This window comes from Burkholderia ubonensis (assembly GCF_902833085.1).
GTDB lineage: Bacteria > Pseudomonadota > Gammaproteobacteria > Burkholderiales > Burkholderiaceae > Burkholderia > Burkholderia ubonensis.
This window is the reverse complement of sequence record NZ_CADFEB010000005.1, coordinates 289,356-314,414: the sequence shown is the minus strand read 5'-3', so window position 1 is coordinate 314,414 and position 25,059 is coordinate 289,356. Positions and strand designations below refer to the sequence as shown.

General features: G+C 67.1%; 22 protein-coding genes. 15 read left to right on the top strand and 7 right to left on the bottom strand.

What is annotated here, in order from left to right; genetic code table 11:
* Positions 1–9: 9 nt before the first annotated feature.
* On the bottom strand, positions 10–834 hold the full coding sequence (locus tag HWX31_RS15865; protein ID WP_174960151.1) for an outer membrane protein assembly factor BamD: 825 nt from the start codon (positions 832–834) through the stop codon (positions 10–12).
* 41 nt (positions 835–875) lie between these two features.
* Between HWX31_RS15865 and HWX31_RS15860 the strand changes: the two genes are divergently transcribed.
* The 6 genes from HWX31_RS15860 (at position 876) to phaR (ending at position 7,975) form a co-directional block, all read left to right on the top strand.
* On the top strand, positions 876–2,081 hold the full coding sequence (locus tag HWX31_RS15860) for an RluA family pseudouridine synthase (RefSeq protein ID WP_174960149.1): 1,206 nt from the start codon (positions 876–878) through the stop codon (positions 2,079–2,081).
* Positions 2,082–2,087: 6 nt separating this feature from the next.
* Positions 2,088–2,933: a peptidoglycan editing factor PgeF gene (gene pgeF / locus HWX31_RS15855; protein ID WP_174960147.1), complete on the top strand. Its 846-nt coding sequence runs from the start codon at positions 2,088–2,090 to the stop codon at positions 2,931–2,933.
* Between the two features lie 365 nt (positions 2,934–3,298).
* On the top strand, positions 3,299–5,164 hold the full coding sequence (gene phaC / locus HWX31_RS15850) for a class I poly(R)-hydroxyalkanoic acid synthase (RefSeq protein WP_174960145.1): 1,866 nt from the start codon (positions 3,299–3,301) through the stop codon (positions 5,162–5,164).
* A gap of 99 nt (positions 5,165–5,263) precedes the next feature.
* Positions 5,264–6,445, top strand: a complete 1,182-nt coding sequence (locus HWX31_RS15845; protein ID WP_174960143.1) for an acetyl-CoA C-acetyltransferase — start codon at positions 5,264–5,266, stop codon at positions 6,443–6,445.
* Between the two features lie 105 nt (positions 6,446–6,550).
* Positions 6,551–7,291: a 3-ketoacyl-ACP reductase gene (locus HWX31_RS15840; RefSeq protein WP_174960141.1), complete on the top strand. Its 741-nt coding sequence runs from the start codon at positions 6,551–6,553 to the stop codon at positions 7,289–7,291.
* 120 nt (positions 7,292–7,411) lie between these two features.
* On the top strand, positions 7,412–7,975 hold the full coding sequence (gene phaR, locus HWX31_RS15835) for a polyhydroxyalkanoate synthesis repressor PhaR (protein ID WP_059611667.1): 564 nt from the start codon (positions 7,412–7,414) through the stop codon (positions 7,973–7,975).
* A 550-nt stretch (positions 7,976–8,525) separates the two neighbouring features.
* Here phaR and HWX31_RS15830 read toward each other — a convergent pair.
* The gene (locus HWX31_RS15830) at positions 8,526–8,798 is read right to left on the bottom strand and encodes a hypothetical protein (RefSeq protein WP_174960139.1); all 273 of its coding nucleotides are present in this window, start codon (positions 8,796–8,798) and stop codon (positions 8,526–8,528) included.
* A gap of 663 nt (positions 8,799–9,461) precedes the next feature.
* On the opposite strand from HWX31_RS15830, the gene HWX31_RS15825 reads away from it, so the two are divergent.
* Positions 9,462–9,998, top strand: a complete 537-nt coding sequence (locus HWX31_RS15825; RefSeq protein ID WP_174960137.1) for a hypothetical protein — start codon at positions 9,462–9,464, stop codon at positions 9,996–9,998.
* Between the two features lie 128 nt (positions 9,999–10,126).
* Here the strand turns inward: HWX31_RS15825 and HWX31_RS15820 are convergent, their stop codons facing one another.
* The 3 genes from HWX31_RS15820 to HWX31_RS15810 all read right to left on the bottom strand — a co-directional run bounded on the left by HWX31_RS15820 (position 10,127) and on the right by HWX31_RS15810 (position 14,804).
* Complete coding sequence (locus HWX31_RS15820) at positions 10,127–11,473, bottom strand: M16 family metallopeptidase (protein WP_174960135.1); 1,347 nt, start codon at positions 11,471–11,473, stop codon at positions 10,127–10,129.
* On the bottom strand, positions 11,470–12,771 hold the full coding sequence (locus HWX31_RS15815) for a M16 family metallopeptidase (RefSeq protein WP_244143756.1): 1,302 nt from the start codon (positions 12,769–12,771) through the stop codon (positions 11,470–11,472). The genes HWX31_RS15820 and HWX31_RS15815 overlap by 4 nt, the downstream gene beginning before the upstream one ends.
* Positions 12,772–13,103: 332 nt before the next feature.
* Positions 13,104–14,804, bottom strand: coding sequence for a dihydroxyacetone kinase family protein (locus tag HWX31_RS15810; protein ID WP_174960131.1), 1,701 nt, complete (start codon positions 14,802–14,804; stop codon positions 13,104–13,106).
* Between the two features lie 280 nt (positions 14,805–15,084).
* Here HWX31_RS15810 and rimO point away from each other — a divergent pair, with 280 nt between their 5' ends.
* From rimO to HWX31_RS15785, 5 genes are all read left to right on the top strand, one after another.
* Complete coding sequence (rimO, locus tag HWX31_RS15805; RefSeq protein ID WP_059619141.1) at positions 15,085–16,446, top strand: 30S ribosomal protein S12 methylthiotransferase RimO; 1,362 nt, start codon at positions 15,085–15,087, stop codon at positions 16,444–16,446.
* Positions 16,447–16,449: 3 nt separating this feature from the next.
* On the top strand, positions 16,450–17,376 hold the full coding sequence (locus tag HWX31_RS15800) for a sugar kinase (protein WP_174960129.1): 927 nt from the start codon (positions 16,450–16,452) through the stop codon (positions 17,374–17,376).
* A gap of 65 nt (positions 17,377–17,441) precedes the next feature.
* Positions 17,442–18,632, top strand: a complete 1,191-nt coding sequence (gene bktB, locus HWX31_RS15795; protein ID WP_174960127.1) for a beta-ketothiolase BktB — start codon at positions 17,442–17,444, stop codon at positions 18,630–18,632.
* A gap of 19 nt (positions 18,633–18,651) precedes the next feature.
* Positions 18,652–19,206: a hypothetical protein gene (locus HWX31_RS15790; protein ID WP_174960125.1), complete on the top strand. Its 555-nt coding sequence runs from the start codon at positions 18,652–18,654 to the stop codon at positions 19,204–19,206.
* Between the two features lie 114 nt (positions 19,207–19,320).
* Positions 19,321–20,517 carry a cystathionine beta-lyase gene (locus tag HWX31_RS15785; protein WP_174960123.1) on the top strand — a complete coding sequence of 399 codons (1,197 nt, stop codon included), beginning with the start codon at positions 19,321–19,323 and terminating at the stop codon, positions 20,515–20,517.
* A gap of 67 nt (positions 20,518–20,584) precedes the next feature.
* Here the strand turns inward: HWX31_RS15785 and serB are convergent, their stop codons facing one another.
* Together serB and HWX31_RS15775 are read right to left on the bottom strand one after the other, a co-directional pair.
* Positions 20,585–21,430, bottom strand: a complete 846-nt coding sequence (serB, locus tag HWX31_RS15780; protein ID WP_059752373.1) for a phosphoserine phosphatase SerB — start codon at positions 21,428–21,430, stop codon at positions 20,585–20,587.
* A gap of 227 nt (positions 21,431–21,657) precedes the next feature.
* Positions 21,658–22,599, bottom strand: a complete 942-nt coding sequence (locus HWX31_RS15775; protein WP_174960121.1) for a LysR family transcriptional regulator — start codon at positions 22,597–22,599, stop codon at positions 21,658–21,660.
* A gap of 125 nt (positions 22,600–22,724) precedes the next feature.
* On the opposite strand from HWX31_RS15775, the gene HWX31_RS15770 reads away from it, so the two are divergent.
* From HWX31_RS15770 to HWX31_RS15760, 3 genes are all read left to right on the top strand, one after another.
* Positions 22,725–23,741, top strand: coding sequence for a zinc-binding alcohol dehydrogenase family protein (locus tag HWX31_RS15770; protein ID WP_174960119.1), 1,017 nt, complete (start codon positions 22,725–22,727; stop codon positions 23,739–23,741).
* A 157-nt stretch (positions 23,742–23,898) separates the two neighbouring features.
* On the top strand, positions 23,899–24,450 hold the full coding sequence (locus HWX31_RS15765; RefSeq protein WP_059611703.1) for a DUF6013 family protein: 552 nt from the start codon (positions 23,899–23,901) through the stop codon (positions 24,448–24,450).
* A 132-nt stretch (positions 24,451–24,582) separates the two neighbouring features.
* The gene (locus HWX31_RS15760) at positions 24,583–25,053 is read left to right on the top strand and encodes a PliI family lysozyme inhibitor of I-type lysozyme (protein ID WP_174960117.1); all 471 of its coding nucleotides are present in this window, start codon (positions 24,583–24,585) and stop codon (positions 25,051–25,053) included.
* Positions 25,054–25,059 lie beyond the last annotated feature (6 nt).

The window sequence follows — 25,059 nt, the reverse complement described above, 5'->3', positions numbered from 1 at the left end:
AGCAGCGGCTCAGAACTGCCACCACGACTTCTTCGCGCCGGGGCGGGCCTTGCCCGTCACGTACGGGCTGTCCGGGAACGTGCCCGCGAGCACGCGCTTCGTGTCCTCGGCGAGCTGCGGCTGCTGCAGCTTGTCGTACGACAGGACCATGATGTGCAGCGCGTCCTCGATCGCCGGCGCGCCCTTGTATTCCTTGATTGCGAGCTGCGCGCGGTTGATCGCCGCGACATAGGCGCCGCGACGGTAGTAATAGTCGGCGGCGTGCACTTCGTGCGACGCGAGCGCGTTGACGATGTAGCGCATCCGGGCTGCGGCGTCGGGCGCGTACTTGCTCTTCGGATAGCGGTCGACGACGACCTTGAATGCGTCATACGATTCGCGCAGCGCCTGCGGGTCGCGCTCGCTCATGTCCTGGCCGGAGAAGCGGCCGAACAGACCGAGATCGTCGTTGAAGTGGATCATGCCCTTCAGGTAGTACGCATACGGGATGTCGGGGTGATCCGGGTGGAGCTGGATGAAGCGGTCGACGGCCTGGTCGGCGGCGGCCGGTTCGTTGTCCTTCCAGTTGCAGTACGCGACGTTGATCTGCGCCTGCTGCGCGAAATGGCCGAACGGGTCGCGGCCCTGCAGCGCTTCGAAGTATTTCGCGCACTTGCCCCAGTCGCCGCCGGTCAGGGCATCCTGAGCCTCTGAGTATAATTTGTTGTTCGACCAGGTCGCGGTCTCGTCCTGCTTCTGCGGCAAGCCGTGGCAACCCGCGATGAGGGCTGCGGCCGCAACCGCCGTTGCCCGGGCGGCGACGGTTATTGCCGCACGTTTGGTCGAATTCATCATGCTCGCATGTCCTAGCTTCAAGTCTCGGTGACCCAGTCTAAATGACCCGTTCTAATTCGCTGAATGCCCGGAAGGGCAAGTCAAATCGCGAAGATTATAGCCCAAGCGATCGGCCCGCCGACGCCGCTCCCGGCGATTCGCTCGATGACGACCTCGTCGGCGACGCGCTGCCGTCGTCCGGCGCGTCGTCCGCCACGGCCGACGACGCACCGCGTGTCGTCGAAGTCCCGCCGTCGCTCGCCGGCGAACGCCTCGACAAGGCGCTCGCGCAGCTGTTCCCCGAATTCTCGCGCAGCCGGCTGCAGAGCTGGATCGACGCGCAGCGCGTGCGCGTCGACGGCGCGCCCGCGAAGATTCGCCAGCCGGTGCCGCTCGGCGCGACGATCGAGCTCGTGCCGGACCTGCTGCCGGAGCAGCTCGCGTTCACGCCGGAGCCGGTGCCGCTCGACATCGTGTACGAGGACGATGCGCTCGTCGTGATCAACAAGCCGGCCGGCCTCGTCGTCCATCCCGCCGCCGGCAACTGGAGCGGCACGATCCTCAACGGCCTGCTGCACCGCTACGGCGACGCGGCGGCCGGCCTGCCGCGCGCGGGGATCGTCCACCGCCTCGACAAGGAAACCTCGGGGCTGATGGTCGTCGCGCGCACGCTTGCCGCGCAGACCGACCTGGTCCGCCAGCTGCAGGCCCGCACCGTGAAGCGCCGCTATTTCGCGCTCGTCTGGGGCACGATGCCCGACGAAGGCACGATCGACGCGCCGATCGGCCGCGATCCGCGCGAGCGCACCCGGATGGCGGTCGTGACCGGCGCGTCCGGCAAGCCGGCGCGCACGCATTTCCGCACGGTTGACACATGTCTGTGGCAACGTCAGCCGGTTTCCGCGATCCAGTGCGATCTCGAGACGGGCCGCACGCATCAGATCCGCGTGCATTGCGCGCACGCCGGGCATCCGCTGCTCGGCGATCCCGTGTACGGACGCGTGCGCGGCAAGCGCTCGGTGACGCCGCTGCCGGACGGTTTCGCGCGGCAGGCGCTGCATGCGTGGCGGCTTGGTCTCGTGCATCCGGTGAGCGGCAGGACGATGCAATGGCGCTGCCCGCTGCCGGACGACATGAACGCGCTCGTCGCGGCGCTCGGGTTCGGGCAGGACGAAGGGGAATTCGACGACGACGACGGTGTCTACGACGATGATTTCGGCGGCGACTATCACGACGATGAGCCGTACCTGGACGACGAGGAGGAGTGAGTGGCGATGACGAACCTGGCGCCGTTGACGTGGCAGGACTGCGTGCAGCCCGACTGGCAGGTGTCGCCGCGCGTGCGCGCGCTGGTCACGACGCGCAACGGCGGTGTCAGCGAAGGCCCTTACGGGCGCTGGCTGGACGGCGTGGCGCTGCCGGGCGGGATGAATCTCGGCCTGCATACCGGCGACGACCCGGCCCATGTCGCGGAGAACCGTGCACGGCTGCTCGCGCTCGCGGGCCAGCCGTGCGCCGCATGGCTCGATCAGGTTCACGGCGCGCGGATCGTGCGTGCCGACGAGGTGATCGGAGCCGATTCCGAATCCGCGGCGCCGGCGCCGGCGCAGGCCGACGCGAGCGTGACCGATCGCGCCAATGCGGTATGCGTCGTGATGGTCGCCGATTGCCTGCCGGTGCTGCTGTGCGATGCGCAGGGGCGCGCAGTCGGCGCGGCGCACGCGGGCTGGCGCGGGCTCGCGGCCGGCATCGTCGAGCAGACCGCCGCGCGCGTCGCGGCGCTTGCCGGCGGCGCGACGGATGGCCTGCACGCGTTCCTCGGGCCGGCGATCGGCCCGGATGCGTTCGAGGTCGGCGCGGACGTGCGCGACGCATTTCTCGACACGGCCCCGCAGTCGGAGCATGATGAAACCGGCCGCGCGTTCGTCGCGATCGAGGGCGCGCCCGGCAAGTATCTCTCCGATCTGTACGCGCTGGCGCGCTTGCGCCTCGCGCGCGCGGGCGTCGTGCACGTGAGCGGCGGCGGCGCGTGCACGGTCGCCGAGCGTTCGCGCTTCTATTCGTACCGGCGCGATCGCGTGACGGGCCGTATGGCCGCGGCGATCTGGCTGGCCGACTGACCCGGTGCGCGCACGGGCTTGCTGCGATGCGGAATCGGTTTATCTCGATATTTGCGCGGCGTTGCGCCGCGGTGTCCGCAGTCGATAGAAAATATGTGAAGTCAAGCGAATCAAAATGATCAAGGTTCGTCGAAAGCCTTGTCCCGTCTGTTTTGCGCGGATTATCTCGATGTGTAACGGTGAACGGGACGCTGCTTTGATCCAACGCTTCACATGGGGAAAACGATAATGATAAAAATACCGCACTGCGGCAGAATCTGGAGGCGCCTCTCCAGTGCATGACGGCCCGGCTCGTGCGGCCGGCACGCCGCGCCGCGAGCAGGATTTCTACGATTGACGCTCAGGAATCACCGGTAAGGCAGGTAATGACAGCATCGAAAAACTCGTCGACGTCCGCACAGGCGGACACTTCCACGGGCCGCCAGGCATTCGATCAGGCAGCCCAGCCGATGCAGCAGATGTTCGAGGCGTGGTTGAGCGCGTGGCGGGGCTTCGCGGACCCGGCGCGCGCGGCAGCGGCGTCGACTGCGACGAATCCGTTCGCGACGTTCCAGTTTCCCAAGTCGTTTCCGTTCCAGGTGCCGTCGATGCCCGATTTCGGCGGCGCGGCGTCGCCGTTCGCGGGCCTGAAGCTGCCGGTCGCCGCGATTGCCCCGGAGCGCCTGCAGAAGCTGCAGGCCGACTATGCGCGCGACTGCGTGACGCTGATGCAGCAGGCGAGCGCCGCGAAGCTCGAGGCGCCCGAACTGAAGGATCGCCGCTTCAGCGGCGACGCATGGAAGGCGTCGCCCGCGCATGCGTTCGCCGCGGCGTGGTACCTGCTCAACGCGCGCTACCTGCAGGAGCTTGCCGACGCGCTCGAGACCGATCCGAAGACGCGCGAGCGGATTCGCTTCACGGTCCAGCAGTGGACGGCCGCCGCCGCGCCGAGCAACTTCCTCGCGCTCAATCCGGACGCGCAGAAGTCGATCATCGAGACCCAGGGCGAGAGCCTGCGCCAGGGGATGATGAACCTGCTCGGCGACCTGCAGCGCGGCAAGATTTCGCAGACCGACGAATCGCAGTTCGTGGTCGGCAGGAACCTCGGCTGCACCGAGGGCGCGGTCGTCTACGAGAACGACCTGATCCAGCTGATCCAGTACAAGCCGACGACGGAGACGGTGTTCGAAAGGCCGCTCCTCATCGTGCCGCCGTGCATCAACAAGTTCTACATCCTCGATCTGCAGCCCGAGAATTCGCTCGTCGCGCACGCGCTGTCGTGCGGCCACCAGGTGTTCCTCGTGTCGTGGCGCAATGCGGACGCGTCGGTCGCCCACAAGACCTGGGACGACTACATGAACGAAGGCATGCTGGCCGCGATCGATGCGGTGCAGCAGGTCAGCGGCCGCGAGCAGATCAACACGCTCGGCTTCTGCGTCGGCGGCACGATGCTGGCGACCGCGCTCGCGGTGCTCGCGGCGCGCGGCGAGCACCCGGCCGCGTCGATGACGCTGCTCACGGCGATGCTCGACTTCTCCGATACGGGCGTCGTCGACGTGTTCGTCGACGAGGCGCACGTGCAGATGCGCGAACAGACGATCGGCGGCAAGAACGGCACGCCGCCCGGGCTGATGCGCGGCGTCGAGTTCGCGAACACGTTCTCGTTCCTGCGCCCGAACGATCTCGTGTGGAACTACGTCGTCGACAACTACCTGAAGGGCCGCACGCCGGCGCCGTTCGACCTGCTGTACTGGAACAGCGACTCGACGAACCTGCCCGGCCCGATGTACGCGTGGTACCTGCGCAATACCTATCTCGAGAACCGGCTGCGCGTGCCGGGCGCGCTGACCGTGTGCGGCGAAGCGGTCGACCTGTCGCGCATCGACGTGCCGACGTTCATCTACGGCTCGCGCGAGGATCACATCGTGCCGTGGCAGACGGCCTACGCGTCGACGTCGATCCTGACGGGCCCGCTGAAGTTCGTGCTGGGTGCGTCGGGCCACATCGCCGGCGTGGTCAATCCGCCCGCGAAAAAGAAGCGCAGTTACTGGGTCAACGACGACAGCCCGTCCGAATCGGCCGACGACTGGTTCGCCGGCGCGACCGAGCAGCCCGGCAGCTGGTGGCCGGCCTGGATCGAATGGCTCGATCAGTACGGCGGCCGCAAGGTGGCTCCGCGCGCGCAGCTCGGCTCGCCACAGTTCCCGGTGATCGAGCCGGCGCCTGGCCGGTACGTGTTGCAGCGCGATTGACGAAAACCGGACAGCGGCGCACGCTGTCCGGTGCGCCGCGGTTTTTTTAACAGGGCGGGGAGCGATGCGCCGTGTCGCGCCGGCCCGGAGGAAATGGAAATGACGGACGTAGTGATCGTATCGGCCGCGCGGACCGCGGTCGGCAAATTCGGCGGCACGCTCGCGAAGATCGCGGCGCCGGAGCTGGGCGCGACGGTGATCCGCGCGGTGCTGGAGCGCGCCGGCGTGAAGCCGGAGCAGGTGAGCGAAGTGATCATGGGCCAGGTGCTGGCGGCCGGCTCGGGCCAGAACCCGGCGCGGCAGTCGCTGATCAAGGCCGGGCTGCCGAGCGCGGTGCCGGGGATGACGATCAACAAGGTATGCGGCTCGGGCCTGAAGGCGGTGATGCTGGCGGCGAACGCGATCGCGGCGGGCGACGCGGAGATCGTGGTCGCGGGCGGGCAGGAGAACATGAGCGCGGCGCCGCACGTGCTGCCGGGCTCGCGCGACGGGTTCCGGATGGGCGACGTGAAGCTGGTCGACACGATGATCGTCGACGGGCTGTGGGACGTGTACAACCAGTACCACATGGGGATCACGGCGGAGAACGTCGCGAAGGAATACGGGATCACGCGCGAGGAGCAGGACGCCTTCGCGGCGCTGTCGCAGAACAAGGCGGAAGCGGCGCAGAAGGCGGGGCGCTTCGATGCCGAGATCGTGCCGGTGGCGATCCCGCAGAGGAAGGGCGAGCCGCTGCAGTTCGCGACCGACGAGTTCGTGCGTCACGGCGTGACGGCGGACGCGCTGGCGGGGCTGAAGCCGGCGTTCGCGAAGGACGGCACGGTGACGGCGGCGAACGCGTCGGGGATCAACGACGGCGCGGCGGCGGTGCTGGTGATGTCGGCGCAGAAGGCGGCGGCGCTGGGTCTGACGCCGCTGGCGCGGATCAAGGCGTACGCGAACGCGGGGGTGGACCCGAGCGTGATGGGGATGGGTCCGGTGCCGGCGTCGCGTCGGTGCCTGGAGCGTGCGGGCTGGACGCCGGGCGACCTGGACCTGATGGAGATCAACGAGGCGTTCGCGGCGCAGGCGCTGGCGGTGCACAAGCAGATGGGCTGGGACACGTCGAAGGTGAACGTGAACGGCGGGGCGATCGCGATCGGTCATCCGATCGGGGCATCGGGCTGCCGGATCCTGGTGACGCTGCTGCACGAGATGGTCAAGCGCGACGCGAAGCGCGGGCTGGCGTCGCTGTGCATCGGCGGCGGGATGGGGGTTGCGCTCGCGCTCGAGCGTCCGTAATCCCGTCGTCCGGTTCTCGGCGCCGGCCGTGAGGTCCGGCCGGCGCCGCGTGAAGTCAGAGGTGGCCTTGGCTGCTCTCGAAACCAAAAAAATGGAGTGAGATTTATGTCTCAGCGAATTGCTTACGTAACGGGCGGCATGGGCGGCATCGGCACAAGCATCTGCCAGCGTCTGTCGAAGGACGGCTTCAAGGTGGTCGCGGGCTGCGGCCCGAACTCGCCGCGCCGCGTGAAGTGGCTCGAGGATCAGAAGGCGCTCGGGTTCGACTTCATCGCATCGGAAGGCAACGTCGGCGACTGGGACTCGACCAAGGAAGCGTTCGACAAGGTCAAGGCCGAGGTTGGCGAGATCGACGTGCTGGTCAACAATGCGGGCATCACGCGCGACGTCGTGTTCCGCAAGATGACGCACGAGGACTGGACGGCCGTCATCGACACCAACCTGACGAGCCTGTTCAACGTGACGAAACAGGTGATCGACGGGATGGTCGAGCGCGGTTGGGGCCGGATCATCAACATTTCGTCGGTGAATGGCCAGAAGGGCCAGTTCGGCCAGACCAACTACTCGACCGCGAAGGCCGGCATCCACGGCTTCACGATGTCGCTCGCGCAGGAAGTCGCGACGAAGGGCGTGACGGTCAACACCGTGTCGCCGGGCTACATCGGCACCGACATGGTCAAGGCGATCCGCCCTGACGTGCTCGAGAAGATCGTCGCCACGATTCCGGTGCGCCGCCTCGGCGGGCCCGAGGAGATCGGCTCGATCGTCGCGTGGCTCGCGTCGAACGACTCGGGCTTCGCGACGGGCGCCGACTTCTCGCTGAACGGCGGCCTGCACATGGGCTGAGCCCCCGAACCGCGCGGGCCGGGTGGCCGCGCGGCTCGGCGTCTACAAAGGGGCCCCGCCGCCCGTCTTTCGGGCGGCGGGGGATCGTCACTGCGCTGCGCTGGCATTTAAAGGCGTTACATGACTACTACAAAGAAAACGGCTGAACGGCTCATCAAGAAATATCCGAACCGCCGGCTCTACGATACCGAGACAAGCACGTACATCACGCTTACCGACGTGAAACAGCTCGTGCTGGACCAGGAGGATTTCAAGGTCGTCGACGCGAAATCGAGCGAAGACCTGACCCGCAGCATCCTGCTGCAGATCATCCTCGAAGAGGAAAGCGGCGGCGTGCCGATGTTCTCGTCGTCGATGCTGTCGCAGATCATCCGCTTCTACGGGCATGCGATGCAGGGGATGATGGGCACCTACCTGGAGAAGAACATCCAGGCGTTCATCGACATCCAGAACAAGCTCGCGGACCAGTCGAAGAACCTGTATGAGAACAATGCGATGAATCCGGAGATCTGGTCGCAGTTCATGAACATGCAGGCGCCGATGATGCAGGGCATGATGACGAGCTACATCGAGCAATCGAAGAACATGTTCGTGCAGATGCAGGAGCAGATGCAGAGTCAGGCGAAGTCGATGTTCAGTTCGTTTCCGTTCAAGCCGCCTGGCTCGGAGCCGGAGAAGAAGTAAGCGGATAGCCGGTGCGGGCGCGCAACGCGCCGCGCCGGGATCGCGTGGATTGGACGCAAGTCTGTCGTATTGCGCCAAGGTCCGCGCCAAGGTCGCCGCATGTCGTGCGGACTCGTGGTCCGCTGCGACGGCGGCGCCGTACGACGATACCCTGGGCCGGTCGTTTGCATCGGCGTCTGCGGGTTCGTGGCTCTCTGATGCACGGAGCGAGCCTGAATCGCTGCCGTAGCGTGTTGCTCCCGATTTCCCGATCTTCCACGCACGAGCGCATGGCAATGCCGTCCGCTCGATCGTCGTGCGCGTGCGTTCGACATGCGCATGCATCGCTTGCGCAACATGCGCGGTTCAACTGGTGACGTCAGCCCCGCAGCGGTGATCGCGCGCGCCGGCGTCGATCAGCGCGCGAAACGCGCCGTCCAAATGCGGGTGGATTCTGTGCGCCGAAAAAACGGCGTCAGGCAACCTCGAGTGAGGCCGACCGGCGAATGCCGGTCGCCGACATGAAAATAAAAGTTAATCGCCGTTGCCGTCGACTAACCGCGAGGTGCGCTTATCGAATCGCGAAGCGGGTTGCCACCGTTCCGTTCGCGCATCCATTGCCGTAGATGAAGAAATTCCGGTTGTCGTTGTAGGCGGAATAAATGATCGGGAAAAATTCCTTCGCGCTGAACGCGTAGGAGCCGTCGGCAATAACGACCACCAGATTGCCGCTGGTATCGGTTTCGATCTTGTCGATCTTGCCGGCTTTGCACAGGGTGTCAGCAGACGCGTAGGAAGAGGCGAGCATCATGGCAGTAAAAAGCATCGGTACAATCTTTTTCACGATTTTTCCTTTGTGAGTTAATCGATGATGTGGTTTTTGATGCGGTTGATGCTCGGTGAGGTGGCGTTTGTTTTTATAAGGAAATGGGGTCTGTGACCTTATGGTTCGTTTTGGTTCTGCGGCTTTCGGGCGTGAGTTATCTGTTTTGGAAGGCTGTCCGGAATTCCATATTGCTTCGTAATTGGACTGCAGTGTTCCTCTGCTGCGGTGCGCAACAGAGATTATGGTTTGGCATTGAACAATTCCAATTAAATTAATTTATCGTTTTTCCGGGTTGATAAGGGGCTGGATTGGCTGGATTTTGCAATATTGTGATGGATATTGTTCAGCGCTTTGGTGGTAGTTGTGGATGTTGAATGAGTATCGATGTTGAATCGGATGGTTGATGGCGAGATGACGATGAGGTGAGCGTAGGGAGGCGCGCGGCAAGACGCTTCCCGGTCGCCTTTGCGCAAGCTTCAGGGGATATTCGAGTTTGTTGAATGGTGCGCGACTTTGTTGAATGGTGTGCTTGTTTCTTGCTGTTGTTGTGTTGGGGAGAGTATGTTTGCAGTGCGCGGGCTCCAAAACGTGGCTTTATATGTGTAAGTATTGTCTGGTTGGCTTGTGAGGCCCATTCTGCATGACTGTATGGACCAATGCGTCACGACCCGGAGGGTGAAAATGGAAGATTATATTAGGTATGGCGATCTTGTTCGTTTCGTAAACGGCTACCAGGGCGGTAGCTACCTCGGTGCAGGGGCGGGGTCGAACATTGCCGGTGCCGTGGACGATGTCGGAACCTATCCGTCCATAAATGGCTATGACACTGTAACGCAATGGGTAATTTTTTCGCTCGGTGGCGCCAAGGATAATGGGAATATAATTAGAAGTTGCGATCGGGTGGCCATTCTGGCTCTCAAGAATGAAGCAAGTTTGGCGCTGTTCGGCAACACATTTTTGCCCAATGGTGATTTCGGTGTGGCGACGGGTAATGGGTCGGCTGTCTGGCACATTTTAATTGAATCAAGTGCCAACAATAACCCTGGTCTCGTCGCCGGGGATCAGTTGCATCTTTTAAATGATTTCAATAACGGCACCGGCTTTCTGGACACCCGCAATCACGCCAGTCCTGGCTCCGGTTTCCTGTTCAACGTCTCGGCTTCGTATTTTTACAATCGTGATGCCGGTAGTGGAACATGGCGGGTAGTGCGAGCCTGAGCTTTAACTTCTTCGTGAACCCCATATTTTCGGGTTCGTCGCGGATTACCGGGGAATGCGGCGCGGACCTTGACGAAGAACGACCCGGGCGAGCCGGGTCGGAGTGAAGCGATCAAGCGGGAGGCGTGCTATTTCTCCGCAAACGTCCCCGCTTCGACCAGCGCCATCTTGCTGGGGTCCAGGTGCTTGCGGATGGCGGCGTTGACCTGGTCCACGGTCAGCGCACGGACGCGCTCGGGATAGGTATCCAGGTCGCTCAGGGGTTGGTCCTGGAGCACCGTCTGGGTGAGCATGGCGGCCATCTGTCCCGTGGTTTCCATGGCGACTTGATGGCGGCCGATCATGCCGTCCTTGCGCGCATTCAGTTCCGCCTGGGTGATGCCCTGTTTCCACCAGGCGTCCAGTACGCGGCGGGTGCTTGCGACGCCCTTGTCCAGCAGGGGCGGGGCGAAGCTGGTGTTGATGAGGAATCCTCCGTCCATGATGGAGAGCCCGGACAGGCTCGCACGGATGCCGTAGGTCAGGCCTTCCTTGTCGCGGACGCTCGCCATCAGCCGGCCGGTGAAGCCGCTGCCCAGGATGTTGACGGCCGCGCTCAGGGGCAGGTAGTCGGCGTCGTTGGCGCGCACGTCGATGGCCTGACCCAGCATCACGCTGATGGACGCCTTGTCCTTCATGGCGATGCGCTGCGTGTCGGCCCGGTTCGCCTTGCGTGGCGGCCCCTGCCGCACGAGGGCCTTGCCACCGCTCCAGCCGGCGAAAGCGTCGGTCACCCAGGACTGCAGGCGGCGAGGGTCCGCACCGCCCACCACGACCAGGGTCATATGCGCCGGTCCGTAGTAGGCCCGATGAAACGCCTTGATATCGTCCAGCGTGGCGGCGGCAATGGCCTGGAGCATCCGCTCGCGTGGCACCGGGGCGTTGAGGTGCGCGTCGGGGTAGATGGATCGATAGAGCGCCTCGGCGGCCTGCGCGGACGGATTTTCCCCTCTCTGGCGGACTTGAGCCTCCAGCCGGGTCTTGGCCTTCGCGAGTTCCTCCGCCTTGAAGGCCGGCAGGCGCAACTGCTCGGCCATCAGGTCGATCAGCGTAGGCAAATCCTTGGTCAGGCTTCGGCCGTGGATGCCGACGTAGCCTCCCTCGGTCCGGAACGACAACTGCGCGCCCAGGCTGTCCAGCAGCGCGGAGATGGCCACCTTGTCGCGGCGGGCGCTGCCTTCCTGCAGCAACATGCCGGTCAGCAAGGGCACGGCGGGATTGGCCGCCTTGCTCGCCGCATCGGCATCGCCCAGGGGCATCACGCCGGAAAGGGACACCATCTCCTGCGGCGCCATGGGATAGACCAACAGGTCGATGCTGCCGGCCCGGGAGCGCACGACGCGATCGGCGATGCCCGCCTGAGCCGCAATAGGCAACCACAGCGCGGCGAACAACACCAGCCATGGCCGCAGGTAGTTGAAACGAACGCGCATCATGTGGACTTCTCCGGTACGAACCAGCCGGTGGTGCTCTGGTCTTCATTGAGGTACTTGCGGGCAACCCGCTGCACATCGGCGGGCGTGACCTTTTCCAGTTGTTCCAGCTCGGTGACGAACTGGGTCCAATCGCCCTGCGCGACCGCCTCGCCCAACAGGGCGGAGGTCATGCCGACACCGTCGCGCTTGTAGATCTGTTCGGCGCGGTAAGGACCCAGCACCCGCTGGATATCCTCGCGAGTCACGCCCTCGGTCTTGATGCGTTCCAGTTCGGCCCAGGCGATTTTCTCGGCTTGCTCGTGTTTGGCGTTGGGCGACAGGCTGATCGTGACCAGAAACGGACCGGGATCGTGCTGCGCCATGAAGCTGGCTCTGGCATTCGTGGCAACCGCTGTGTCCACCAGCGTGCGATACAGCGGGCTGCTCTTGCCCTGGCTCAATACCAGGCCCAGCACGGTTAATGCAGCCGCATCGGGATGCAGGGCGTGAGGTGCCTTGAAGGCGATGATCAGATTGCCCGTTGCACCGGCCCGTTTGAGCACCAGCCGTCGCGGCCCCTGCTGCGGCGGTTCCTCGGTAGTCAACGCCGGGATCGCCGCGGGTGCGCGCGGGATGTCGCCGTAGTACTGCTTGATCCAGCCGAGCGCTTGCTCCGGCCGGAAGTCTCCGACCAGGATGACCACCGCATTGTCCGGCCAGTAGTAGGTGTCGTAGAAGGCTCGCAGCTTGTTCACGCTGGCATGCTCGATGTCGCTACGCCAGCCGATGGTGGGGTGATGGTAGGGGTGCGCCTGGTAAGCGGTGGCCAGTACCTGCTGGAACAAGGCGCGGAAAGGACTGTTCTCGCCCTGCTCGTACTCGTTGCGCACCACCGTCATCTCGCTGGCCAGGTCTTCCGGGCGCAGCAGCAGGTTACGCATGCGGTCGGCCTCGATCGCGATGTAGCCTTCCAACGCATCACGCCCGAGTGTGCCGAAGTAGTTGGTGCGGTCCATCGAGGTGGTGGCGTTGAAGCTGGCGCCGACCCGCTCCATGTAGACGTTCAGCGAGTTGCCTTGTTCCCTGTTGTAGTGCCGGCTTCCCTTGAACATCAGGTGCTCCAGCAGGTGGGTGCCGCCGGTGGTGCCGGTGACCTCGTTGCGTGAACCCACCTTGTACAACACCTGGAGACTGACCACCGTCGCGGCAGGGTCGGGCATGGCCAGCACGGTGAGACCGTTGGGGTCCAGGCGGTATTCGTCGATACCGCCCAGGGAGCGTACGTGGGTAAAACCCGGTACTTCGACCGGTTGGGCCATCGCCGTGCCTGCGATCAACAGGCATAGCGAGAGCCCAGTGCGTATCAAACGTCGTAATGACATGGAGCCGTCCTTTCGTTTCGGCAGGGTGATTGCGGAGGGTTAGGCGCCGGCCTGAGTGGCCGGCGAGAAGGTGGCGGACGCATCTTCGCGACCGTGCGCCCGGACAGACAGCGGTCAGTCATCCTTGCGCTCGTCCAGCGTGGCGAAGACTGTGCTTCTATCGTTGCCCGGTACGCAATGGTCGAAGAGGCTGTCGAGTGGCGCAACCAAGGCGACGCGCTTGCTTACTACAACACCGCTTCAATTGGCGAGCACGGCCGAGTTGCCGCTTACCGCACGTGCGGCAGCAACGCCCGCAACCAGTATGCGACCGCGACGGCGCCTCCGTCGGGCGTGCCGATCGCGCGTTCGCCCAGATAGCTCGCACGCCCCGCGCGCGGCGTCATGCGGGCGGTTGCCTGCGCGCCGCGTTCGGCGGCTTCGACGGCCACGGCCCATGCGGCAGCGCCGTTCGGATCGTCTTCGAGCGCACGGTCGAACGCGTCGACGGCCGGCACCAGCGCATCGAGCATCGTCCGGTCGCCGGCGCGCGCACCGCCCAGCTCACCGATCGACTCCACCGCACTGCGGAACGCCATGGCCCAGTCGCGCGCCGACGGCTCGGCGACGTCGGCAAGGCGGCGCGACGCACGCAGCAGCGCGGTTGCGTAGAAGGGCCCCGAACTGCCCGCGATCGCGCGACGCAACGCGGCGCCGAGCGCCGTGAGCGCGCCGGCCGGCGTGCCGTACGCGGCGTCGGGCAACGCGAGAATCGCCTGAGCGGCCCGATGCATGCTCGCGCCGAGGTCGCCGTCGCCGGCCGCCGCGTCGAGTTCCGCCAACGTCGCTTCGTTGTCGATCAGCGTGCGCGCGACCGCGTGCAGTGCCGGCTGCAGGCGCGCGGCCCATGCGCGGCCGGTTGCGTCGAGCGCTGCGGGTGGCGCATCGCGGATTTCCTCGGCGGCCACCCGGATCTGCGGGTTGACAGCGCCGCCGCCCGGCCACGCGCGCGCCTGCGTCGGCGCGTCGAGCAGCGCCGCACGCTCGTCGTTCAGCCGCAGCACGGAAATCGAGCAGCCGGGCATGTCGAGCGCCGACAGGAACGTGCCGGCCCATGCGCGTTCGACGGCGATGCCGCGCCGGCTCAGGTTGTCGTACGCGGCGCGCAGCACGATCGCCAGCTCCATGTCGGGCGTGGCGCCGAGACCGTTGACGAGCAGTGCGACCCGTTCGCCGCCGGCGAGGACGAGATCGGCGACGATGCTCGACAGCAGCGTGTCGACCAGCGCGTCGGCCGGCAGCGGTGCAGTGCGTTCCACGCCCTTTTCGCCATGGATGCCGAGGCCGAGCTCGATTTCGTGGTCGGCGAGGCTGAAGCCCGATTTGTCGGCGCCCGGTATCGTGCAGCCGTCGAGTGCGACGCCCATCGTGCCGAGATCGGCCGCGGCCTCGCGCGCGATCGCGGCGACGCGGGCGAGCGGCAGCCCGCGTGCGGCGGCGGCACCGGCGAGCTTGTGGATCAGGACGGTGCCCGCGATCCCGCGTCGCTGCCCGCGCTCGACGCGCTCGCGCAGCGATACGTCGTCGGCGACGATGACCGCCTCGACCGGAATGCCCTCCGCGCGCGCGAGTTCGGCGGCGAGCCCGAAATTGAGCCGGTCGCCCGTGTAGTTCTTGACGACGAGCAGCGCGCCGTTCGGGCCGGCGGTCGCGCGGATCGCGGCCAGCACGGCGTCGGTGGACGGTGACGTGAACACCTCGCCGCACACGGCCGCGCTCAGCATCCCGTCGCCGACGTAGCCGCCGTGCGCGGGCTCGTGGCCGCTGCCTCCGCCGGACAGGACCGCGACCACGCGCTGCGACGGTTCGGGAAGCGGCCTGCGGACGAGCACGTGCTCGTCGCCGAGGATCGCGAGATGCGGCGACTGCCGCGCGATGCCTTCCAGCATTTCGCGCACGACGTCGGACGGGCGGTTGACAAGCTTCTTCATGGCGAGGGTTTCAGGGCAGGTGGAAGGGGTTTGGCCGAACGCGCTCGCGCGGCGGACGGCTTTCGTGTTTCGGGGGCGGGCGCGCCGTGTGCCGGTCGTATGAGGCGACGCAACGGCCGTTGTTCGGCGCTCGCATCGCGCCACGATACATCAGATGAAAGAACAAGGGCAGATACGCACGTCGCCCTGTGGCTCGTGAATTCCGCCCGCTCATTTTGGCTCGCCGAACCCTAAATGGCTGTAAACTCTCTTTTTTTGCCGCCACGCCCCCACATTCAAGATGTCCCAATCCCCCAAAGTAGGGTTCGTATCCCTCGGGTGCCCGAAAGCCCTGGTCGACTCCGAACAAATCATCACCCAGCTGCGCGCCGAGGGCTATGAAATCTCCGGCACCTACGACGGCGCCGACCTCGTCGTCGTCAACACCTGCGGCTTCATCGACGAAGCCGTGCAGGAGAGCCTCGACGCGATCGGCGAGGCGCTGACCGAAAACGGCAAGGTGATCGTCACCGGCTGCCTCGGCGCGAAAAAGAGCGCAAGCGGCTCGGGCCTGATCGAGGAAGTGCATCCGAAGGTGCTCGCGGTCACCGGCCCGCACGCGGTCGGCGAGGTGATGCAGGCGGTCCATTCGCACCTGCCGAAGCCGCACGATCCGTTCGTCGACCTCGTGCCCGCGGCCGGCATCAAGCTCACGCCGCGCCACTACGCGTACCTGAAGATTTCCGAAGGCTGCAACCACCGCTGCACGTTCTGCATCATCCCGTCGATGCGCGGCGACCTCGTGTCGCGCCCGGTCGCCGAAGTGATGCTCGAAGCGGAAAACCTGTTCAAGTCCGGCGTCAAGGAACTGCTCGTGATCTCGCAGGACACGAGCGCTTACGGCGTCGACGTCAAATACCGCACGGGCTTCTGGAACGGCAAGCCGATCAAGACGCGCATGACCGACCTGGTCGCCGCGCTCGGCGAGCTCGCGGCGCAGTACGGCGCGTGGGTGCGCCTGCACTACGTGTATCCGTATCCGAGCGTCGATGAAGTCATTCCGCTGATGGCCGAAGGCCCGTTCAAGGGCCACGTGCTGCCGTACCTCGACGTGCCGTTCCAGCACGCGCATCCGGAAGTGCTCAAGCGCATGAAGCGCCCGGCGAACGCCGAGAAGGTGCTCGAGCGCGTGCAGAAGTGGCGCGAGATCTGCCCGGACCTGACGATCCGCAGCACGTTCATCGCAGGCTTCCCCGGCGAGACCGAGGAGCAGTTCGAGACGCTGCTCGACTTCATCCGCGAGGCGGAGCTCGACCGCGTCGGCTGCTTCGCGTATTCGCCGGTCGAAGGCGCGACCGCGAACGAGCTGGACGGCGCACTGCCCGACGACGTGCGCGAGGCGCGCCGCGCGCGCTTCATGGAAGTGGCCGAGGAGGTGTCGGCGAAGCGCATCGAGCGCAAGGTCGGCAAGACGCTGAAGGTGCTGATCGACGAAGTGAGCGACGAAGGCGGTATCGGCCGCACGGCGGCGGATGCGCCGGAAATCGACGGCGTCGTCTACGTCGAGCCGGCGCAGAAGGCGTCGAAGCGCTACAAGGTCGGCGATTTCGTGTCCGTGAAGATCACGGGCGCCGACGGTCACGATCTGTGGGGCGAGGTGTAAGCAATGGCGGCGCCGTTTCCGGAGATCCTCGCGCTCGGCGAGGCGATGGTCGAATTCAACCAGTCGCAGCCGGGCCGTCCCGAATTCCTGCAGGGCTTCGGCGGCGACACGTCGAACTTCTGCATCGCGGCCGCGCGCCAGGGCGCGTCGGCGGGCTTCGTGTCGGCGGTCGGCGACGACCCGTTCGGCCGGCTGCTGAACGACCTGTGGCGCAGTGAAGGCGTCGACACGACGTACGTGCGCATCGACCGTGCGGCGCCGACCGGCGTGTACTTCGTCACGCACGGCCCGACCGGCCATCAGTTCGACTACCTGCGCGCCGGCTCGGCCGCGAGCCGCTACGCGACCGGCGACCTGCCGCTCGACGCGCTCGCCGCCGCGAAAGCCGTGCACCTGTCGGGCATCAGCCTCGCGATCGGCACGGCCGCGTGCGACGCCGCGTTCGCGGCGATCGACCATGCGCGCCGCAACGGCGCGAAGGTCAGCTTCGACACGAACCTGCGCCTGAAGCTGTGGCCGCTGCCGCGCGCCCGCGCGGTGATGCGCGAAGCGCTGCGCCAGACGGACATCTGCCTGCCGAGCTGGGAAGACGTCACGGCGATCACGGGCGCGGACGATCGCGATGCGATCGTCGACGCGATGCTCGAGCTCGGGCCGCAGGTCGTCGCACTGAAGCTCGGCAAGGACGGCGCGTATGTCGCGACGCCGCACGAACGGCGCGTCGTGCCGGGCTTCACGGTCGAGGCGATCGACGCGACGGGCGCGGGCGACTGCTTCGGCGGCGCGTTCGTCGCGCGGATCGTCGCGGGCGACGATCCGTTCACGGCGGCGCGCTACGCGAATGCGGCGGCGGCGCTGTCGACGACGGGCTACGGCGCGGTCGCGCCGATTCCGCGGCGGGATGCGGTGGAGCGCTTGATGCAGGGCTGACGCGCATGCCGCACGCCGGCCGGGCCACGGGGTTGTTTCATTCGGACAAGGGATGAGGAGGCAACATGCAGCGTGAAGTGGTGGTGGTGAGCGGCGTGCGGACCGCGATCGGCGATTTCGGCGGCAGCCTGAAGGGTTTTCCGCCGACCGAGCTGGGCGCGAAGGTCGTGCGCGAAGTGCTGCAGCGCGCGCAGGTGTCGGGCGACGAGGTCGGCCACGTGGTGTTCGGCAACGTCGTGCATACCGAGCCGAAGGACATGTACCTCGCGCGGGTCGCCGCGATCGACGGCGGCGTCGCGCCGCACGTGCCCGCTCTCACCGTCAACCGGCTGTGCGGCTCGGGCCTGCAGGCGATCGTGTCGGCCGCGCAGGGTGTGCTGCTCGGCGATGCGGACATCGCGATCGCCGGCGGCGCGGAAAACATGAGCCGCGCGCCGTATTCGATGCAGGCCGCGCGGTTCGGCCAGCGGATGGGCGACATGCGCGTCGTCGACATGATGGTCGGCGCGCTGAACGATCCGTTCCAGTCGATCCATATGGGCGTGACGGCGGAGAACGTGGCGGCGAAATACGGGATCTCGCGCGACGAGCAGGACGCGCTGGCGCTCGAATCGCACCGGCGCGCGTCGCATGCGGCGCAGGCCGGCTACTTCAAGGACCAGATCCTGCCGGTCGAGCTGATCGGCTCGAAGAAGGGCACGCCGGTCGTGTTCGACCGCGACGAGCACGTGCGGCACGACGCGAGCGCCGATGACTTCACGAAGCTGCGCCCGGTGTTCGTCAAGGAAAACGGCACGGTGACGGCCGGCAACGCGTCGGGCATCAACGACGCGGCCGCCGCGGTGCTGCTGATGGAGCGCGGCGTGGCCGAGCAGCGCGGCGCGCGGCCGCTCGCGCGTCTCGTCGCGTATGCGCACGCAGGCGTCGATCCCGCGTACATGGGAATCGGCCCGGTGCCGGCGACGCGCAAGGTGCTCGAGCGCGCAGGGCTGACGGTCGCGGATCTCGACGTGATCGAGGCAAACGAGGCATTCGCCGCGCAGGCCTGCGCGGTGACGAAGGCGCTGGGGCTGGACCCGGCGAAGGTGAATCCGAACGGGTCGGGCATTTCGCTCGGTCACCCGATCGGCGCGACGGGCGCGCTGATTGCCGTGAAGGCGCTGTACGAGCTGCAGCGCATCGGCGGCCGTTACGCGCTCGTGACGATGTGTATCGGCGGCGGGCAGGGCATCGCCGCGATTTTCGAGCGGATCTGAGAGCAAGGAGCAACACAAGGTGGGTCGATATTCGGGATGGCAACGGGCACTCGTCGTCGCATGCGCGCTGGCGGCGGGCATGGCGACGCCGCATGCATTCGCGGCACACGTCATCGCGCCGGACGCGCAGCAGGACCCGCAACAGGACGACTCGGCCCCCGCGCGGCCGCTCAAGCCGAATCCCGAGTTCGCCCGCCTGCCGCGCTACGAAGGCACGCTCGGCGGCCGGCCGATCGTCGTGCGTCTCGGTCCGAAGGAGAACGAAGAGGGCGTGCACGGCGAGTACCAGTTCGCCGACACGGGCGAAGTGATCCTGCTGGCCGGCGACCGCGACGGCGATACGCTCGAAATCGAGGAATCGAACGACGGCACCAACATCACCGGCGTGTGGATCGGCCGCTTCGATGCGTCGGGCGGCCTGAAGGCGGACCGGATGAACTCGGATGAATCGGACCCGCAGCCGGTCGTGCTGCGGCCGGCGCGCGGGTCGCGCGCGGCGCTGCAGGTGCGCGATGGCCGCGTGCAGGAGATCGAAACGGTCGGCGGCGTCGTCGACCTGCGCGCCGACGACTGAGTCCCGCGCTGGCTCGGTGTGCGCGGCGCGCATTGTACCGGGCCAAACGCGGCCGTTTTGACTATGCTGGCGGTCCGTTTAGCAACCGTTCGGCTACCTCCCGGCCTCATCGCCATGACTGCATCCACTTCCAAGCGCGCGCTGCAAACCCGCATCGTTCAACCCGACGACGTGATTCCGGAAGGCTTCCGTTCGTTCGCCGCGCCGGTCGCGCGTGCGTCGACGGTCGTGTTTCCCGACCTCGCGACGATGCGCAACCTCGACTGGCGCCAGGACAGCCAGTGGCGCTACGGCCTGCACGCGACGCCGACCTCGCTCGCGCTCGCGCAACGGCTCGCGGAGATCGAGGGCGGCACGCACGCGCTGCTGCAGCCGTCGGGTCTCGCGTCGATCATGAACGTCTACTTCGGCCTGGTGAAGGCCGGCGACGACGTGCTGATCCCGCACAACGTCTACGGCCCGAACGCCGATTTCGGCAACTGGCTCGCAAAGGATTTCGGCATCACCGCGCGTTTCTATGATCCGCTCGTCGGCGCCGGCATCGCGGACCTGATCCGGCCGAACACGCGCCTGATCTGGCTCGAGGCGCCCGGCTCGGTGACGATGGAAGTGCCGGATGTCCGGGCGATCACGACGGTCGCGAAGCAGCACGGCGTCGTCACCGCGATCGACAACACGTATTCGGCGGGGCTCGCGTTCAAGCCGTTCGAGCACGGCGTCGACATCTCGGTGCAGGCGCTGACCAAGTACCAGTCGGGCGGCAGCGACCTGCTGATGGGTGCGACGATCACCGCGGACGCGGCGCTGCACGCGCATCTGAAGCTCGCGCGGATGCGCTGCGGGATCGGCGTGTCGGTCGACGACTGCTCGCTCGTGCTGCGCAGCCTGCCGAGCATGCAGGCGCGCTTCGACGCGCACAGCAAGAGCGCGCTCGCGCTCGCGCACTGGCTGAAGGCGCGGCCCGAAATCGCGACCGTGCTGCATCCGCAACTGCCGGATTGTCCGGGGCATGCGTCGTTCGTTCGCGATTTCACCGCGGGCGGCGCTCCGGCGGCGGGCGGCCTGTTCTCGGTAATCTTCGACGCGCGCTACAGCGCGGAGCAGGTCGACCGCTTCGTCGAGGCGCTGGAGCTGTTCGCGATCGGCTGGAGCTGGGGCGGCGCGTGCAGCCTCGCGATGCCGTACGACGTCGCGTCGATGCGGCCGGAGTGGCCGCATCGCGGCACGCTGGTGCGCTTCTACGTCGGCCTCGAGGACGAGGCCGACCTGCGCGCGGACATCGAGCGCGCGATGCAGGCGACGCTCGGCTGAGCGGCGCTCGCAGAGGGCGGATAGGCTAGACGCCGGCGTGACCCGAGGTCGCGCCGGCGTTTTGATTTCAGAACAGGCGCAGCAGGCCGTCGAGGCCGACGTGATCGAACGCGACCGTCGCCGCGTCGCGCACGATCGGCTTCGCACGGAAGGCGACCGACAGGCCGGCTTCCGCCATCATCTTCAGGTCGTTCGAGCCGTCGCCCATCGCGATCGCGCGGCTCGGCGCGATGCCGAGCGCCGCGCACGTGTCGCGCAGCATGCGCGCCTTCACGTCGGCGTTGACGATCTCGCCGATCACTTTCCCGGTCAGCTTGCCGTCGACGATCTCGAGCGTGTTCGCGTGCGCGAAGTCGAGGCCGAGCCGCGTCTTCAGGCGCTCGGTGAAGAACGTGAAGCCGCCCGACACGAGCAGCGTCTTCAGGCCGGCGGCCTTCGCGCCGGCGAGCATCGTTTCCGCGCCCGGCGACAGCCGCAGCCGCTCGTCATACACGCGCTCGAGCGCCTGCGCGTCGAGGCCGGCGAGCAGCGCGACGCGGCGCGTCAGGCTTTCGTTGAAATCGCGGATCTCGCCGCGCATCGACGCCTCGGTGATCGCCGCCACCTCCGCCTTCAGGCCGCAGAAATCCGCGATCTCGTCGATGCATTCGATCGTGATCAGCGTCGAATCCATGTCCATCACGACGAGCCCGAAGTCGCGCAGCGTGCGGCCGGCGTCGACGAACGCGAAGTCGAGCGCGTGCGTGCCGCAATACACGTCGATGTCGGGCCGCTGCGCCGGGTTGGCGCCCTCGATGCGCAGCGCGTGCTCGTCGACCTGCACGACGCGGGCGCCGCGCGCCAGCGCGAGCAACGGTTTGTGATGCGCGTCCGACAACGGCGCGACGCTCTGGATGACGAGATTCTGAATCATGACGGATGGGTTGGAATGCGAATGGAATGCGTGGGCGGCCGTGGCCGCCTGCGGACGCCGAACCGGGCCGCCCGATGCCGGCGGCGGGCGGCTGCGCCGCAAACGCAACATTGTAGCCGGTCGGTGCGGCTCGGGTGCCGGACGGCGGCACGCGGCGATCGCGGGCGGGCAGTCGGGCTCACTCACGCGCGCCCCCGGAGCCGGCCCGCACCGGCCACGCGCGCCGTCTATCGTGCATCCGCCCGATCCCAGTAAGGCGGATCACCGAAATGCCCGGCGAGAAACGCAATGAACGCGAGCGTCTTCAGCGGCACGTGCGCGCGGCTCGGGTAGACGGCCCAGATCGCGACTTCGTCGGCGAGCGGGTAGTCGTCGAGCACGGTGACGAGCGCACCGCGCGCCAATTGGGGCGCGACGTCCCAGGTCGACTTGATCGCGATCCCGAAGCCGTCGACGAGCGCTTCGCGGATTGCCTCGCCGTTGCTCGCGACGAGCCGGCCGCCGACGCGCACCGTGAGCGGCCCCTGCGGCGTGACGAACGACCAGTCGCGCTGGTCGCCGAGGATCACGCATTCGTGCTGCGCGAGATCGGCCGGATGGCGCGGCGCGCCGTGCTCGGCGAGATAGGCGGGCGAGCAGCACACGACGCGGCGGTTCGCGGCGAGCTTGCGCGCGACCAGCGTCGAATCCTTCAGCGCGCCGAGCCGGATCGCGACGTCGATGCCTTCGTCGACCAGGTCGACGATCTCGTCGGACAGCCGCAGGTCGAGTGACACCGACGGGTAGCGGCGCAGGAAGGCAGGGATCACCGGCGCGACGTGCTGGCGGCCGAACGACGACGACATCGACACCTTCAGGCGCCCGTACGGCTCGGTGCGGCCGTGGCCGACCGACGCGCGCGCGGCGTCGGCGGCGGCGAGCAGCGCCTCGGCGCGCGCCATGAAGATCTCGCCGTCCTGCGTGAGGCTGATGCGGCGCGTAGTGCGATGCAGCAGGCGGGCGCCGAGCTGGCGTTCGAGCTGCGCGATGCGCGCGCTCGCGACCGCGGCGGATACGCCGAACTCGCGGCCGGCGGCGGTCACGTTCGCGAGCAGCGCCGCGCGCACGAACAGGCCGACGTCGAGCAGGTCGAGCGGCTTGTCGGGGGCGGGAATGGGGGGTGATGCCATTCTTCGGAAATTCAAGAAAATGTTTCAGGAAATATAGCGGTTTTCGCGAATGATCGCGCGGCCTACGATGCGGTGTCACAGGGCCGCCGTCGCGGCCCGATCGATCCCCTGCAAGGAGCCGCATGATGAAAGCCGTTGGACTGACCCGTTACCTGCCGATCGACGATCCGCAGGCGTTGCTCGACGTCGAGCTGCCGCAGCCCGTGCCGGGCCCGCGCGACCTGCTCGTGAAGGTCGAGGCGATTTCCGTGAATCCGGTCGACACCAAGGTGCGCGCGCCGAAGCCGCAGGTCGAAGCCGCGCCGCGCGTGCTGGGCTGGGACGCCGCCGGCACGGTCGTCGCGGTCGGCGCGGACGTGACGCTGTTCCGGCCGGGCGACGAGGTGTTCTACGCGGGCAGCATCACGCGGCCGGGCGCGAACAGCGAATACCACGCGGTCGACGAGCGCATCGCCGCGCTGAAGCCGCGCACGCTCGACTTCGCGGCGGCCGCCGCGCTGCCGCTCACCGCGCTGACCGCGTGGGAAGCGCTGTTCGACCGGCTGCGCGTGTCGCCGCAGGGCGCGGACGCGGGCAAGTCGGTGCTGATCATCGGCGGCGCGGGCGGGGTCGGCTCGATCGCGATCCAGCTCGCGAAGACGCTCGGCAAGCTGCACGTGATCGCGACCGCGTCGCGGCCCGAATCGGTGCAGTGGGTGCGCGCGCTCGGCGCCGACCAGGCCGTCGACCACTTCGGCGACCTGCCCGCGCAGCTGCGCGATGCGGGCCACCCGCAGGTCGACTACGTGCTGATCTTCAACGATACCGACCGGCACTTCCCGGCGGCGGCCGAGGTGATCCGGCCGCAGGGCGGCATCTGCACGATCGTCGAGAATGCGAAGCCGATTCCGGTCGAGCTGCTGAAGACGAAGAGCGCCGCGTTTCACTGGGAATTCATGTTCACGCGCGCGATGTTCGAGACGCCGGACATGATCGAGCAGCACAAGCTGCTGACCGAAGTCGCGCGGCTCGTCGACGACGGCGTGCTGCGCACGACGCTCGGCGAGCACCTGGGCCCGATCAACGCGGACAACGTGCGGCGCGCACATCGGCTGCTGGAGGCGGGGCGCGCGATCGGCAAGCTGGTGCTGAGCGGCTTCTGAGCGCGGCATCGGACGCACGGCATGCGCGGCGAGCGCAAGCGGGGTAACACCCGATGCGATCGTGGCGCATGGCGGGCCGCTTGGCGGTAGACTGGCAGCGCATCATGCATCGAAAACCGCGCGGCGCGCGCCAGCGCCGCAAAACAAGGAGGTCAGCATGAGCCAACGCAGTGTGTCGGTCGCCGCATCGTGGTCGATCGCGTTCGCGGCGGCGTGCGTCAGCGCCAGCGTGTTCGCGGCGCCGCCGGTCAAGGGCAGCCTGAAGGGCGGCGGTACCGGGCAGCTCGAATACACCGTCAAGGTCGATTCGAAGACGTTCGGCAGTACGCAGGAGACGCGCAAGATCCGCTCGGGCGAGACGGACGACTTCAACTGGAAATCGGTGCCGCCCGATGGCGCGGTCGCGATGCCGGACGAATGTCCGAACGCCGGCAGCCTGCCGCGCGACGCGAACGGCGCGATGGTCCGGCAGACGCAGGTCCGGCTCGCGCCGTCGATCGACGCGAAGGGGATGGCGAACGTGCAGATGAGCTTCCAGGCGGCCGCGCCGAAAGGCACGCGCAGCGTGACGGTCGGCGGCAAGTCGCTGCTGTGCCCGAACGTCGTGTCGGTGAGCCAGGTGAAGTGGCTGACGATCTCGTCCAACGGCGGATCGAAAACCGTCACGATGAGCGACGGCACGAAGGTGGCGGTGTCGATCAAGCGCTGAACGGTGCGTGGGCGCAGCGCGGCGTGACACGAAACGGTCGCGCGACGCTGCGCTCGTGACCGCCGGCGTGACGTCACGCCGGCGTCACGTTATCCTCCCCGGCATTACCCCCAGTCTCCGAACGGAATCCCGATGAAAGACCGAATGCGCGCGCTGCTCGCCGGCGCTGTACTCGTCGCCGCGCCGGCGCATGCGGCCGACGACTGCAGCTTCGTGAAGAAGGTCGCGTTGCCGTCGCGGCAACAGACGGCCGTCGTGTCGAGCGGCGCGCTCGAGCCGTGCTCGACCGGCAGCTACGCGGTGCGCGTGTACTCGACCGCGCACGCCGCGCCCGGCTTCGACACCGACGACTACGTGGCAGGCGTGCTGCATCCGCGCGACGGCACGATCGCCGACGCGTTCACGGCCGACCTCGGCGCGCGGGCGCCGCAGGCGCTCGTCGTGACGACGCGCTCGGCCGGCAGCGGCAGCTATGTCGGCGCGCAGGCCTACGTGACGACGCCGCGCGCGGTGCGGCTCGTCGCGTCGGTCGACGCGCTGGCGCCCGACGCCGACGTGCTCGCCGCGCTGCGGCAGGCGCTCGGCAAGCGGCGCGCGCGTTAGCGGCAC